The 13,603-nt window shown below is 56.7% G+C and carries 14 protein-coding genes and 1 tRNA gene; 8 read left to right on the top strand and 7 right to left on the bottom strand.

The features are described 5' to 3' along the window. Nucleotides 1-5: 5 nt before the first annotated feature. The 4 genes from GC165_17810 to GC165_17825 all read left to right on the top strand — a co-directional run bounded on the left by GC165_17810 (nucleotide 6) and on the right by GC165_17825 (nucleotide 3,278). Nucleotides 6-746, top strand: coding sequence for a hypothetical protein (locus GC165_17810; protein ID MBI1334727.1), 741 nt, complete (start codon nucleotides 6-8; stop codon nucleotides 744-746). An 88-nt stretch (nucleotides 747-834) separates the two neighbouring features. Continuing rightward, entirely contained in the window at nucleotides 835-2,517 is a 1,683-nt protein-coding gene (locus GC165_17815; GenBank protein ID MBI1334728.1) for a hypothetical protein, read from the top strand. A gap of 56 nt (nucleotides 2,518-2,573) precedes the next feature. Beyond that, a tRNA-Pro gene (locus tag GC165_17820) sits at nucleotides 2,574-2,650 on the top strand. 13 nt (nucleotides 2,651-2,663) lie between these two features. After that, nucleotides 2,664-3,278, top strand: coding sequence for an HAD-IA family hydrolase (locus tag GC165_17825; protein ID MBI1334729.1), 615 nt, complete (start codon nucleotides 2,664-2,666; stop codon nucleotides 3,276-3,278). Here the strand turns inward: GC165_17825 and lhgO are convergent. The 4 genes from lhgO to GC165_17845 form a co-directional block, all read right to left on the bottom strand. After that, nucleotides 3,264-4,469 carry an L-2-hydroxyglutarate oxidase gene (gene lhgO / locus GC165_17830; GenBank protein MBI1334730.1) on the bottom strand — a complete coding sequence of 402 codons (1,206 nt, stop codon included), beginning with the start codon at nucleotides 4,467-4,469 and terminating at the stop codon, nucleotides 3,264-3,266. The two genes, GC165_17825 and lhgO, sit on opposite strands and share 15 nt — an antisense overlap. Continuing rightward, nucleotides 4,469-5,974, bottom strand: a complete 1,506-nt coding sequence (locus GC165_17835; protein MBI1334731.1) for an NAD-dependent epimerase/dehydratase family protein — start codon at nucleotides 5,972-5,974, stop codon at nucleotides 4,469-4,471. Before GC165_17835 ends, lhgO begins: the two co-directional genes overlap by 1 nt. Before the next feature lie 142 nt (nucleotides 5,975-6,116). Next, on the bottom strand, nucleotides 6,117-7,208 hold the full coding sequence (locus tag GC165_17840; protein MBI1334732.1) for a UDP-N-acetylglucosamine 2-epimerase (non-hydrolyzing): 1,092 nt from the start codon (nucleotides 7,206-7,208) through the stop codon (nucleotides 6,117-6,119). Nucleotides 7,209-7,216: 8 nt separating this feature from the next. Continuing rightward, on the bottom strand, nucleotides 7,217-8,395 hold the full coding sequence (locus tag GC165_17845) for an aminotransferase class I/II-fold pyridoxal phosphate-dependent enzyme (GenBank protein ID MBI1334733.1): 1,179 nt from the start codon (nucleotides 8,393-8,395) through the stop codon (nucleotides 7,217-7,219). A gap of 133 nt (nucleotides 8,396-8,528) precedes the next feature. Between GC165_17845 and GC165_17850 the strand changes: the two genes are divergently transcribed. From GC165_17850 to GC165_17865, 4 genes are read left to right on the top strand one after another with little or no spacing between them, the layout of a single operon-like run. Then, complete coding sequence (locus GC165_17850) at nucleotides 8,529-9,146, top strand: hypothetical protein (GenBank protein ID MBI1334734.1); 618 nt, start codon at nucleotides 8,529-8,531, stop codon at nucleotides 9,144-9,146. Then, the gene (locus GC165_17855; GenBank protein ID MBI1334735.1) at nucleotides 9,143-10,033 is read left to right on the top strand and encodes an NAD-dependent epimerase/dehydratase family protein; all 891 of its coding nucleotides are present in this window, start codon (nucleotides 9,143-9,145) and stop codon (nucleotides 10,031-10,033) included. Before GC165_17850 ends, GC165_17855 begins: the two co-directional genes overlap by 4 nt. Next, entirely contained in the window at nucleotides 10,030-11,040 is a 1,011-nt protein-coding gene (locus tag GC165_17860) for an ATP-grasp domain-containing protein (protein ID MBI1334736.1), read from the top strand. Before GC165_17855 ends, GC165_17860 begins: the two co-directional genes overlap by 4 nt. Then, nucleotides 11,037-11,714 carry a hypothetical protein gene (locus GC165_17865; protein ID MBI1334737.1) on the top strand — a complete coding sequence of 226 codons (678 nt, stop codon included), beginning with the start codon at nucleotides 11,037-11,039 and terminating at the stop codon, nucleotides 11,712-11,714. The genes GC165_17860 and GC165_17865 overlap by 4 nt, the downstream gene beginning before the upstream one ends. Here the strand turns inward: GC165_17865 and GC165_17870 are convergent. Genes GC165_17870 through GC165_17880 form a run of 3 tightly spaced genes read right to left on the bottom strand, consistent with a single transcriptional unit; the run spans nucleotide 11,711 to nucleotide 13,602 of the window. Beyond that, nucleotides 11,711-12,331, bottom strand: coding sequence for an SIS domain-containing protein (locus tag GC165_17870; GenBank protein ID MBI1334738.1), 621 nt, complete (start codon nucleotides 12,329-12,331; stop codon nucleotides 11,711-11,713). The two genes, GC165_17865 and GC165_17870, sit on opposite strands and share 4 nt — an antisense overlap. An 8-nt stretch (nucleotides 12,332-12,339) precedes the next feature. Continuing rightward, entirely contained in the window at nucleotides 12,340-12,882 is a 543-nt protein-coding gene (locus GC165_17875) for an HAD-IIIA family hydrolase (protein ID MBI1334739.1), read from the bottom strand. Then, entirely contained in the window at nucleotides 12,883-13,602 is a 720-nt protein-coding gene (locus tag GC165_17880) for an NTP transferase domain-containing protein (GenBank protein ID MBI1334740.1), read from the bottom strand. Between the last annotated feature and the right edge of the window lies 1 nt (nucleotide 13,603).

Raw genomic sequence — 13,603 nt, forward strand, 5'->3', positions numbered from 1 at the left:
AACGAGTGTATCCAAGCGGCGGCAAGGCAGTTGGCGTGTACGTTCCAAACTATGTTCCCGAACCGGAAGAGATTCCCGGCAACCTCACCAAGGAGCCGTACGCCCGGCGGGTTCAATATATCCGTCATGTTCTTTACAAATTCATCGGCTCAGTAGCAATGATCGTCGGCGTGGGCCTCTTAGTGCCGCGGAATCTTCCGGTTTGGCCGATCACGGGCTTCATGCTGATCGTCTTGCTCCTGGTCAGTGGAATTCGGACGGTCCTGCGGGGCACCAACCTGGAACCGAAGTTGACGACGTGGTGTCTGCCTATCGTGGTGGTGGCTGTGGCTGTCACGTCGCGTGCTTGGACTGCCGCCGCCTTTCCCGCGTGGTCCATCCTTGCAGGGATCGCTTGCTTCGGCATTTACGCCGCCATCTGCGGGCGTGACTTCAGCTTTGTCGGGGGATACGCCTTATCGATCATTGCTTCGAGCGTATTCATCGCAGGCGTGATGGTGGAGGAAGGGATGTCGAGTCAGCGAAGCACTGAGGCGCTGTTGTGGAATGCCTTTGGGTTGTTCTATTTGGTGTACGACCTGGCCGCCATGCTGTCGCGGCGAAAGCGGAACGAGAGTTGGGCATCGGTGGTCGATCTCTACCGCGATATCTTCAACTTCGTCGGCTATTTTCCGCGAGTGGTCATCCACTGGAATCGGCACCGAATTCTCAACGATTTGAATATAGAGAACCCTTTCCGAAGTTGAACCTTATTACTAGAATTCTGTTGTATATTGCCGAATTCGAAACGGAATGAGGCTAAATCCGTCATACTAAGCGGTAACGGATGCGCCTATGAACGCACTATCTCTTTTCACTGCATTGGTGGCTTTGCACGGACCAGCCCACCAGAACAATCTTAGCATCGACGTGTATCGGGTCAACCCGAGCGGCCGAGTTCTGGTAAAGAATGGCGAATCTCTGACTGGCGAAGTCCAATTTCGAGCGATTGTTCAGACCGAACACCCAATTCAAGCCGTCGAATTCTACGTCGGCGACGACCTCCGCGAAAGCGACGGTAGTACGCCCTACGAGTTCAAACTTGATACGTTGGCCGAAGAAGACGGCCCAATCAAGATTCGATTTAAGGCGTTTACGACCGAGGGCCAGAACACCGAAAAGGTGCTGACCCTGAAGGTGGACAACGGGGTTTCGCTTGGTGCTGAAGCTCATATTAAGAAAGGCAACGAATTCTTCAGTAACGGTCAATACGACGAGGCCATCCGCGAAGGTCGAATCGCCCAGAAGGCGGATAAGGATTCGCTTGGCGCTCGACTTTTGCTGGCTCACGCCAACTTTGCCAAGGGCGTTCTCGATAAGGCGCAGAAGTTCGCCGAGGATGCTCTCGATCTCGATAAGAACAATCGAGAGGCCAAAGAAGTCATTATCTCGATCAAGGTCAAGCAGGCTTTCAATGCGGTTTCTCGCTCGGCCGATGACCGAAAGGATGTCTTAGAGTCGATCAAGAATGGCCTCAGTGAAGCTGTGACGCTCCGAACGACGCTCCTCAACGAGATCGTCGACAACAGTAAGGCTGACAAAACCTCGCTTGAATACCTCGATGCCGCCATCCGTGCGCGCCGGTATTCCTTGGTTATCGAGGCTTTGGAACCGGTCCTGCGCGGCGACTTCAAGAACAACGACCTGAACGATCGACTGGCTTTTGCCTACCTGATGACGAATCAGATTTCGAAAGCCGACGACCTGCTTCGCAGCGTCAAAAAGTTCGGCGAATTCGACGCTTATGGTTTTGCCCTCAGCGCGATTGTCGAAACCGCACGAGGCAACGACTCTGGTGCCGACGACCGAATCAAAGAAGCGCTGCTGAACACTCCAGACAGTCTGGGACTCAAAACCGCGCAGGCGTTCATCGCTCTCAAGCGCGATAACCCGCGAGCCTTGTCCGATGCGGCCTCTTCGCTGATTCGCGAGAACGACAGCCGACCCGAAACCTACTACTTCGCGGCTGCGCTCAGCAACCACCTGAAGAATATCGAAAAGGGTCGCCAGTACTTCGAAAAGGCTCTGGCCGCCGACGCTGCCGACCACGACATGTACATCGAGCAAGGTAACGAAGCAATTTCGCTCTCGCTCATGACCGGTGTCAGCTCGCGAGATCAAGACTTCCAACTCGAATACGCTCGTGTCATGTACGATCTGGCTCTCCAGTGCCGCGGCAACAGCGCCCAGGCGCTCTCCGGTGTGGCCATCAGCGCCCTCTTCCAGAAGAAGGGCGACGAAGCCCTCCGATACGCCGAAGCGGCCACTAAGGCGGCTCCGGACTACGCGGCGGCTTGGTACACCTACGCGGCGGCTCTTAGCTACAAGCGAATGGACGCCCGCGCCGCTCTGAAGAAGGCTCAAGATCTCGATCCTCGCAACCTCGAAGGTCGCTCGATGCCGGACTCAAATCTCGTGTTCAAGTACTTCAACACGACGGGCCGAACCCCGGTCCTTTCACCGCCCGCCAAGGGCTAATTTCGCTTCCAAGGTCGGAGTAAGCCTCCGACCTTGGGTATCATTCTTATTCTTGTCGGGGCGTGGCGCAGTTTGGTAGCGCGTTTCCATGGGGTGGAAAAGGTCGCACGTTCGAATCGTGTCGCCCCGACCAAAATTCCCTCTCCATGAAGGTAGTTTTTGATATCGGAAAGGTACTGGCTACCGCCCACATGGAGTGGATGGACGCCTTGGCCGCCAGTGGACTTGCGTATCAGTCCAGCCCTCTCGTCAGCAAAAAGCTTTACGACCTGCCCGAGTACCTTCCTTATGAGGGCGGCCAGATATCGGAGGGGCGCTATCTGGAAGCCGTCTCCAAGGCATTCGGATTGGAAGGCATCGACGCCGCTCGCCATCTCCACCGGAGCATCATCGGAGCCGAGTATCCAGGCGTAGCCGCCATCGTCGATCAGCTCAACGCATCGGGGGTTCATACTGCCACGCTCAGCAACAACAATCCGATTCACTGGGAGTGGTTCACGAAGTCTGGAAAGTACCCCGCTATCGAAAGGATCAAATATCCCATCGCTAGCTTCCATTTGGGCTATTTCAAGCCAGACCCCAAGATTTTCGCCGCGTTCTGCGACTATCTGGACTGGAGCCCCGCCGACATCGTATTCCTCGATGACAGCGCTGTGAACGTCGAAGCGGCCCAAACCGCCGGATGGACGGCCCACGTCATCACTGATGGCGAGCCGAAAGCCGATCAAATTCGGCGCATCCTCCACCTAAGCGATCGCTAGGTTTCGTTTTTCAAACAGGCCGACGATTTCGTCGGCAATGGCCAAGCTCGCTGTCGCGGCCGGAGAAACCGCATTGATGACGTGAATTGCCTGGGCGTCTTCCTCAAAGACGAAGTCGTCCACCGGGCGACCGTCACGCGAAATCGCCTGAGCGCGAACGCCGGCCGGGGCCGCATGCAGGTGCTCCTCTCGAATTTCGGGCACCAGCTTTTGTAGAGCCCGAACAAAGGCGGGCTTGCTGAAGGACCGGTGCATCTCACCGAGGCCCATGCGCCAATGCTTGGCCATCAGCTTCAGCAGACCCGGATAAGTGATCGATTCGAACAGTTCTCGAACATTGATTTCGCCGTTCGAATATCCCTCGCGAGCAAAGGCAAGCACTGCGTTGGGTCCGCACTCGACGCCACCCAAAACCATGCGGGTGAAGTGGACACCCAGGAAGGGGAAATTGGGGTCGGGGACCGGGTAGATCAGGTTCCGACACAGGGGCTCTGCTTCTGGAGTCAACTCGAAATACTCACCGCGGAAGGGAACGATTTGCACCTTGGGTCGATGCCCGGCGAGGATCGCGATCTGGTCCGAATAGAGACCTGCGCAGTTGATCAGAAAGTCGACCGGCTGCTCGTTGTCGGTGGCGCCAACAAGAATCTGGCCGTGTCGCGTCTCAATGTGGCTCACCTCGAAGTTCAGCGACACGATGTTGCCTCGCTCCACAAGTTGGCACCGTAAGGCTTCACAGAAGCCAAGATAGTCCACGATGCCGGTTTCCGGTACATGGAGCGCGTCAACGCCGTTTACATGCGGCTCTAACTCCTTTAATTCTTCGACGGCGATGCGGCGGCATTGGACGCCGTTCTGGGTTCCCCGGTCGAGAATTTTCTCCAACGCGGGAATTTCGGTCTGATCGGTTGCGACGATGACCTTGCCGCAGCGCTCAAATTTAACCTCGTGTTCCTCGCAGAAGGCTTCGAGCTGTCGCTTTCCTTCGCGACAGGTCATGGCCTTGATCGATCCCGGCTTGTAGTAAATCCCCGAATGGATGACACCCGAGTTACGACCTGTTTGATGCTCGGCCAGGCGAGATTCCTTTTCAAGAATAATGACGCAACAATCGGGAAACTTCAGCGACAGTTTGTAGGCTACCGAAAGCCCAACGATTCCACCTCCGATGATCCCGACCGTGAACGGCATTAGCGGTGGTGGACGACCGCCTGCTCGTAGGATTCCTCGACAAGAGCCCGCATCCGGCGTGAATCCGTCTGGAGGCCGTGGTGCAAAGCTTCCTCGCTGAGGAACTTCACATTGCTGTACTGGGTGGCGGTGTAGTCGGTGACCTTGCCTTTCTCGAAGGCCTCGATGACCTGGCGGATGCCCATCTGCACCGTCCATTCCGGCTTATAGCCCAGGCGATTTCGAATCTTGGAAAAGTCGACGCGGTAGTTCCGGCGGTCGCCGTCTGAATTGGATATCAGCAGTTCCGCGGTGGGCACCATGCGCTGAATCATGCGACCAACGTCGCCTAGCGTCATATTGCCTGAATCACTGCCCACATTGAAAACTTCTCCGCCGACGACATCGAGTGTCGAGTCGAGGGCCAGCGCAATGGCGAGTGAGGCGTCATCGACATGAACGAACGGCCGCCACTGGTCGTCACCGAACACCGTGATCTTGCCATCAACGATCGCTTTGGCCGTAAGCAGGTTCACGACAAGGTCGAACCGCGTGCGCCCACTAAGGCCATAAACGGTACCAAATCGAAGAATGGTTGGCCGGAATCGATCGTCGGCCATCTGAAGCAGAATCTTTTCGCACGCGATCTTGCTTCGGGCGTAGAGCGACACCGGGTTCAAGGCCGACTTCTCGTTCAGCACTTCGTCGCTTGCGCCATACACCGAGCAGGTGCTGGCAAAAATGAATTTCTGGATGCCAAACCCCTTGGCGCATTCCGCGATCATACGGGTTGCCATCAGGTTGACCTCGATTGTGAAGTCCTCGTCGAGCGCGCAAGCCGGGTCGCCGACGATGGCGCCAATATGAATCACCGCATCCATGCCATACATGGCTTCGACGATTTTGTCGATCTGGCGGAAGTCGGCCCGGACGACTTCGAGATTGCGATGGCCGAGCAAGTGAGCAATCGGCTCTTCGCCGAACATGAAGCTGTCAACCAACCGAACTCGGTAGCCTCGGTCGAGGAGCTTGGCGAGCAGACCCGATCCGATATAACCGGCGCCGCCGATCACTACGACGTTTTTTGGCTTGTGGACGATGTCGAAGTGAGTGCCACGGAACGATGGCTCCACCTGACTAAAGCCTCGCCAAGCCGCCATCCAGATTCTGGCCCCGGCCAAAAACAGGGCCGTCAAACCGGCACCGATGAGTAAACCGACACGGGGGAAAGGAAAGGCCGACTGGAACAGGAAACAGCACGCGGTAAAAGCGAGGTATGAAACGCCCACGGCTTGGCAAACGACCAGTGCCTTATAGCGTCCTTGATAGGCTCGGCTTCGGGTGTAGAAGCCAAAAAGATAAAACGTCGGAAGACTGATAATGTTGAGCAGAACGATCGACGCCAGATTCATGAGCACGAACGTCCCAAACGGCTCGGGCCGATAGCCCGAAGTCTTCTGAGCGCCATAGCTAATGAGCAAACCGAGCAACGCTGCGCAGTTCAACATGACTGCATCTGCGATCATACGCAGGAGAGCTTCCTTATTCAACTTCATGTTTAGTCCTAAACCAAGCAAACCCAGAATTGCTCTGAAACGTAATTTTACCAGGATGGGGCTTTTCTGCCGACCGCCATCTCGCCGGTTCAAAATTACTGGGACCTTTGCATCAAAGGTAGTTTTCGATGGCGCGGGCGATAACCTCGGACGCCTTTCCATCCCCATAGGGATTCGCGGCTTTTGCCATCGAATCATAAAACGCCTTATCATCGAAGAGTTGGCGTCCAAATTCGAGCACATTGGCCGGGGATGCTCCGATGAGCCGAGCACAACCTGCGTCGACCCCTTCCGGTCGCTCGGTCGTGTCCCTCAGAACCAGAAGAGGTTTGCCAAAGCTTGGCGCTTCTTCCTGCACCCCGCCCGAATCGGTTAGGATGAAGAACGACCGCTCCATCAGCTTCACAAATTGCTCGTATTGCGGCGGTTCGATCAGGTCGATGCGCGAGTGCCCTTCAAGGGCTTCGGAAAGCGTCTTGCGGACGTCTGGATTCCGGTGCATGGCTACGACCAATCGGGCATCTTCATGCTCGTCGATCAACTGTCGAGCGGCCTTGGCGACCCCAGCCATTGGCTCGCCCCAATTCTCGCGGCGATGCATGGTCATCAAGATCAAGCGACCATCGAAGTCGGGATACCAAGTCTGGGGAACCAGCTTGGCGACCTGAAGTACCGCATCGATTCCCGTGTTTCCGGTGACGAAAATGCTGCTTTCAGAGACGCCCTCCTTCCGCAGATTGCTGGCCGAAAGCTCCGTTGGCGCGTAGTGCTGGGTGGCCACTAGCCGCGTGGCCTGACGGTTGAATTCTTCTGGAAAGGGGTTGTAAATATCGTAGGTACGGAGGCCGGCTTCCACGTGCCCAAACGCAATCTTGCGATAGAACGCGACCAGGCTAGCCACAAATGTAGTGGTCGTGTCGCCTTGAGCAACGACAAAATCAGGCTTGGTTTGCTCGAAAGCGCCGTCCAGCGCCGTGATCATTCGCGAAGTCATTTCGGCCAGGCTTTGGCCATGCTTCATGAGCCCTAGGTCAATGTCAGGCGAGATTCCGAAGGTCTGAAAAACCTGGTCGAGCATCTCGCGGTGTTGACCCGTCGAGATGAGAACCGTCTTCAGTTGATTTGAGCGGCGTAGAGCCTGGACGACCGGCATCGATTTGATGCAGTCCGGGCGCGTTCCAACGATGACGGCAACGGTTTTCATAGGTCGGCCTAGTGGCTATATCGGGCAAGGATATCCTGGATGGCGGAGATGACGAAATCGACCTCGGCGTCGGAAATCTTTGCGCTTAGCGGCAGACTGATGATCCGCTCGAAATTGGCCTGCGTGACCGGCAGGTCCTCGGGTTTGAATCCATATTTGTCGCGGTAATAGGGGTGCAAATGCACTGAAATGTAGTGCACCGACGTGCCGATGTTGCGCGCCTTCAGTTCTTCGATGAACTGGTCTCGGTCGATGGACAGCTTATCGAGATTCAGCCGAAGCACGTACAGGTGCCAAGATGAGGTGACATCGGTCCGCTCGGTCGGAATTTCGACCTGCGACAAGCTGTGGAATGCGCGGTTGTATCGATCTACAATCTCGCGGCGTCGCTTTTGGAACCGAGCCAGCTTGTCGAGCTGCCGCAGGCCAAGCGAAGCTTGCAAGTCCGTCATGTTGTACTTGAATCCAGGCATGACGACTTCGTACTTCCACGAACCGCCCTTCTCGTAGCGCTTGAGGGCGTCCTTGGTCATGCCGTGCAGGTGGGCGATGCGCGCTTTTTCGATGAATTCCGGCGTGCCCGTCAGCATGCCGCCCTCGGCGGTCGTCAGGTTCTTGGTGGCGTAAAAACTGAAGGCGGTGAGGTTCTCACTGCTCCCAATGTAACGGCCCTTATAGGTTCCCGAAATTGGGTGTGCCGCATCCTCGATCACGACCAAGCCATGTTCGCGGGCGATGGCATTAATGGCGTCCATGTCGGCGGGGTGACCCGCGTAATGAACCGGAATAATCGCCTTGGTCTTGGGGGTGATCGCGGCGCGAAGCTTCTCGGGGTCCATGTTGAGCGTGTCCGGCTCGACATCGACCAAAATCGGCGTCGCACCCGTATGCTCGATCACGTTTACCGTTGAGCAAAACGTATGTGAGACAGTAATCACTTCGTCGCCCGGACCAACACCGCTGACGACGAGTGCAAGGTGGAGAGCCGCTGTGCAGGAACTGACCGCCAAGGCGGCCGGGCATCCGAATTCTTCCCGAAATCGTCGCTCAAATTCGCGAGTTTTGGGGCCGGTGGTGATCCAGTCGGACTTCAGCGTATCGACGACTTCAGCAATGTCGTCTTCTTCGATGAGCGGGGGCGAAAAGGGAATGAATTTCGAAGGTGCAACGAAGCTTTCTTGAATCATTTTCAAACCGGGAGAGCCGCGGAAGCCCGATTGAATTCTACCACCGGCTTGTGCTTGGTCCCAGTCCGTCAGGGTGCCCGAGGGCTTGGAGTATCATGGGGATGGTCGCGCAAGAGGCGCGATTCCTCTCGACATGGCTTCCCACAGAGTCACTTTCTACGATATTTCGAAAAGGATTTTCGACTGTATCTTCGCGCTGGTGGGAATCGTCATCTTCGCTATTCCCATGCTAGTAGTAGCGCTCGCGGTGAAGCTGTCGTCGCCGGGTCCCGTGTTGTATCGGGCCAAAAGGAATGGCCGTTTTCAGGTTCCTTTCACCCAACTCAAGTTCCGCACGATGATTTGCAACGCGCCCGATCTTCGCAATCCAGACGGGTCGACTCTGAGCACGAAAGACGACCCCCGAGTTACAAAAGTTGGGCGTCTCTTGCGCCAGCTAAGCCTCGACGAACTGCCCCAGTTTTTCAATGTCCTCCGTGGTGACATGAGCTTTGTCGGTCCGCGCCCCGATCCTCTCAACGTGGTCGATCTCTACCGGCCGCAGGACCTAAAGCGCTTCGACGCCATGCCTGGCATCACTGGCTGGGCCATCGTCCACGGCCGCAACGACATTCCTTGGGAAAAGCGTCGCGACTACGACATTGAGTACGTCGAAATCCGTTCCTTCGGGCTCGACCTAAAGATTATTTTCATGACCCTCGGCATGGTTTTCAAGCGGAGTGGGGTCTACACTCCGTCGGAGCGTGCATGACCTTCCTAGTGACCGGTGCCTCGGGCCTTGTCGGTGGCCAGGTGGTTCGCGACCTCAAAGCGCTTGGCCATCGCGTGGTGGCCATGTCCCGGACTTGTCCAGATACCTCTCCCGCCGATGAGTGGGTGCTGGGTGATCTGGCCACGATCGATTGGAAGGCGTCGGTGGGAGGGATCGATGGGATCGCCGCCATCGGCGGTTCGTTAGACATGCGATCGTCCGCCGAAGCCTGGCAGACGTGCCTCGATGTGAATGTCCTTGGCCTTCGTCGGCTCGTCGATTTTGCCCTAGGCCAAGGGATATCAAGGTTCGTCTATACATCCTCAGCCGGGCTCTACCGCCGCCCAGCCGAGAATCTGCCGGTCAATGTGAACGATGAAATTCGTCCGGCCAGACCGTACTGGACCTCCAAGCTTTTGGGCGAACAACTCTTGACCGCCGATGACGTAGCCCCAAAACTGAATCCGTGGATTTTGCGGCTGTCTTCGCCATATGGACCGACGATGCCGCCCCGATCTGTCCTACCGATTTTCATCGACCGGGCCCGAAAAGGTGAACCGCTAGCCGTTCGCGGAACCGGATCGAGATCGCAAGACTTCATTTCCGTTTGGGACGCTTCGTGGGCTCACGTTCAATGTCTGCTGACCGACGCAAAGTCGCCTGGACCTATTAACTTGGGGAGCGGCATCGAGACAAGCATGCTCAACCTCGCTAAGGCGGTCAACGATACGTTCGGCAACTCGACGCCGATCGTTTTTGAACCGGACGATGGATCGGACTCGGACCGATTCGTCCTTGATGTGTCTGACCTGAAGGCCTTATTTGCCTACACCCCAATGGACCTCTGCACTGGTCTGAAGAGGTTCAGCGAGGAGTCAAACTCGTGAGCCGAACCAGAGTCATGGTCACTGGCACAGGGCCCTTGGGAGTCGGCGCTGGCCTTGTTCGGTGCCTCCGCCACCACCCAGACCTTTACGAAATCTGGGCGGCGAATATGAACGAGTACGCCGCCGCCCTCTACGAAAATCACTGCGGCGTCTTGTTACCGAAGGCCTACGACGAAGGCTATCTCACCTGTGTCCTCCGAGCCGTTGAGCACGGCAAAATCCAGTTCCTTATTCCTGGCTCAGAACCGGAGCTCGTAGTGCTGTCAAAGCATCACGAAGAGTTTCGCAAGCGTGATTGCTACCTCCTGGCCAACCCCCCCGAGGTGGTCGAGATCGGCGATGACAAGTATCGAACTTACGAATTCCTCTCCAAAGCAGGTATTCGCACTCCATTCACAACCCTCGAAATCGTCCCCGCGAGCCTGGGCAAAGTTGGCCTCCCGTCCATTTATAAGCCGCGATCAGGCGGTGGCTCCCGCGATGTTTACACGATTCGAAGCGAAGAGCAATTCCTGCGATTACGGCATTCCATGGAGGCCAAGGGAGTCTCGATGGTCCTCCAACAGCTCATCGGAGACATGGACGACGAGTTCACCGCCAGCGCCCTGATGGACTTCGATGGCAATCTGATCGGCACGTTTGCCGCCCGTCGCAACCTTATCGGCGGAGCGACCGGGCGGGTGGACATCGAAGAGTATCCAGAAATTCAGCAGATCGCTCTCGATGTCGCCAAAGCCATCGGAGCACGAGGCTCTATCAACGTGCAAGGGCGAATAACCCCCAACGGTCCGTCGCTCTTCGAGATCAACCCTCGCTTTAGCGGAAGCGCACCGTTCCGCGCCCTCGCCGGGTTCAACGAGCCCCATCTGCTCATCCAATCGATCCTCGCCGGGCGGCCTGTCGAGGTTCCACCCATCCGGTACAGCACCTTTGGAGTCCGAGCGTTCGACGAATTCCTCTATCCATCCGAGGTCAAGGAGGGCCTGCTCCGGTTCAATAAGCCATGAAAGTCGCGTTCTTTTCCGACGTGCATGGCAACATCGAAGCCCTCCATGCGATGGTTTCGGCTTCGGCGGACTGCGAGGCGAGGTTCTGTGCGGGAGATCTCGTGGGATATGGCGACCGTCCAAACGAAGTCATCGAATGGATTCGAGAGTCGGGCACACCGACGGTGATCGGAAATCACGATCTTTTTGCCCTGGACGAACTTGAATACAAAGCCGAGCGCGATGATATCTATCGTGCGAGCTGGACCAAGTCGGAACTAGAGCCGGGCAATCTGGAATGGTTACGGACCCTCCCAAAATCCTTGTCATTGGATCTAGATGGGCGAAAGATCAACCTGACTCACGCCTCGCCGTGGGATGTGCAGACTTATCTGTATCCCGATTCCGATCACCTTCAACGCGCGATGCCGACCGACGATTCGACCCTGGTTGTGGGGCATTGTCATCACGCTTTCGTCTGCCCTGGCCCAAGCGGGGTAATTGTTAACTGCGGGTCGGCTGGGTTCCCTCGTTCGGGACCCGCTGGAGCGCAGTTCATGGTGCTGGACACCACAACCGGTTCTTGGACCTTCCGCGTTGCTCAGTACGACATTGCAACCGTTGCCAATCGACTCCGCGAAGCGGGTTGGAATTTAGACGTAATTCAGAGACTGGTCGATCCGACCAAGCGTTAGCGGGACTGGAGCAGTTCGGCTTCTGCCTGCTCCGGGTTGAGCTGGCGCTCGACCACATAGCAGTAGATGTGGTACAGCGCGAGGTGCGACTCCTGCACGTGCATGGTCTGGTCACTGGGGACCACGATCGCGTAGTCGGCGACTTCCGCCATCTTGCCGCCCGTTCCGCCAACTAACGCCACGTTGATCATGCCGTGAAGTTTGGCTTCCTCCATCGCCCGCAGACAGTTTTTGGAACCGCCGCTCGTGCTGATCGATATGAGGATGTCGCCCGGCGTGCCGAACGCCTCAACCTGCCGAGAAAAGACCTCGTCGAAGCCGTAGTCGTTGGCACGCGCCGTCATCGTCGAGGAGTCGGTCGTTAGTGCGATGGCGGGCAGGGCCTTGCGCGGAAACTTAGTGGAAAGCGTCGAAATGAACTCGGCCGCCAGGTGTTGGGCATCGGCCGCACTTCCGCCATTGCCACAGATTAGAACCTTTTTGCCGTTAGCGAAGCAGTCGGTCGTGACTTGGGCGACCTTCATCAGGTCGGGGATACAGCGCTCGATGACTGCTTCTTTGACTCGGATACTCTCGCGGAGGTGGTCGGCGGCGTAGGAATTCCAATCTCTCGGCATCTAAAAATTCACCTGGGGAACTGGTTAAGTATGGCAGATAGGTTGGCGATGCTGTCGATGACGAAGTCCGGTTGACAATCGCCCGCTGCCTCGTGCTTCCGCCCGTAGCCGGTCCGCACCAGGACGGTCTTCGCGCCGACGGCTTGACCCAGTTCGATATCGCACGGCTTGTCGCCGATGACAATGCTGGCCGAAAGGTCGATGTCGAAATCTCGCGCGGCATCGAGCGCCATTCCTGGCGCCGGTTTGCGGTGGGTCGAAGGCGTATCCGGGTGGTCGGGGCAAAAGTAGTAGGCTTCAATAGAAGCGGCTTCTGCGTTCAAAAGTTCTTCCACCTTTGCGTTCACGGCCAAAACGTCGTCTTCGGGGAAATAGCCGCGTCCGACTCCAGCCTGGTTGGAGACACAAACGATGCCCCAGCCTTGGTTTCGGGCCTCGGCTAACGCCGCAGCGGTGCCAGGAAACAATTCGACCTCGTTCGGGTTGTGCAGGTAATTCTTTTCAACGATAAGGGTGCCGTCACGGTCGGCGAGGATGAACCGGCGCGGCACTCAGAGAAACCTCTTAAAGAAATCGGAGGCTTGGCAGTACGACTCCGGCGTACCAATGTCGATGAATTCGGAATTAAAGGTCATGGCGTAGCTCGGGTTTTCGTCGATATGGGAGAGAACGTCCTTCTCAAAGGAGAAAACCTCCTGATCGGGCAGTCCACGCAGAAACTCTTGTGAGACGACGTAGATGCCGGCGTTGATCTCGCCCGGAATTGGCTCACCCGTCTTTTCCTTATACGCAACGATTCGCCCGAGTTCGTCTTTGACAACCGTTCCGAACCGCGAAGCGTCGGGAACGGGTGCCAGCGAAAGGGTCACCTTAGCCTGCTTTTGATGGTGAAACGCCATCAGCCCACATAGATTTGCGTTCACAATCGAGTCGCCATTCAACACGAAAAACGGATCGCTTCCAAGCAGGTTCGCCGCGTTGCGAATTGCACCACCGGTTCCGAGCGGTTTCTCCTCACGGGAAAATTGGATTGTCATGCCCGTCGGAGCGTACGAAGTAATCTCTTCCTCGAACTTTTCGGCGAGGTAGCCGGTGCCGAGCACCACGTGGCGAATGCCCTGCTTTTCCAGCCAGTGCAAAAGGAGTTTGAGGAAAGGTTCCCCGTCGATCAGCGCAAGCGGTTTCGGCGTCTCATCACCGATGACGCTCCGCAGTCGTGTCCCAAACCCTCCGACCAGTACGAAAGCAATAGCATCGTTGATATTGTTCATG

It is taken from the genome of Armatimonadota bacterium, from assembly GCA_016125185.1.
GTDB lineage: Bacteria > Armatimonadota > Fimbriimonadia > Fimbriimonadales > Fimbriimonadaceae > Fimbriimonas.